Source organism: Peribacillus sp. SIMBA_075, from assembly GCF_046534585.1.
Window position 1 is genome coordinate 1 of the sequence record NZ_JAWRYN010000712.1, and the last position, 268, is coordinate 268.

General features: G+C 38.8%; 1 protein-coding gene. It reads left to right on the forward strand.

Features of this window, described 5'->3' with window-relative positions:
• Nucleotides 1-138: zinc ribbon domain-containing protein (locus SB775_RS30055; protein WP_410864904.1), on the forward strand; the 138-nt coding region annotated here is incomplete at its 5' end.
• Between the last annotated feature and the right edge of the window lie 130 nt (nt 139-268).

The following is a 268-nucleotide window of genomic DNA, read 5'->3' on the forward strand; positions in this document are numbered from 1 at the left end:
GACGTTAAAAACCTAAACCTACGTAAATGGGACTGTCCTTCTTGTCGTACACACCATGATAGGGATATTAACGCAAGTATCAATATAAAGAATGAAGCAATAAGGCTTCTAACCGCAAGGACTGCGGGGTTAGCCTAATCAATTAGAGTTCGATAGAACTCTTTACTTAGGAATCCCTCACTTCTAAACGAAGTGAAAGTGGGGGTAGTTCAAAACGCTGAATTTGATTTAGGCATGATAGAAAACACTTGTATTGCTAACAATGTAG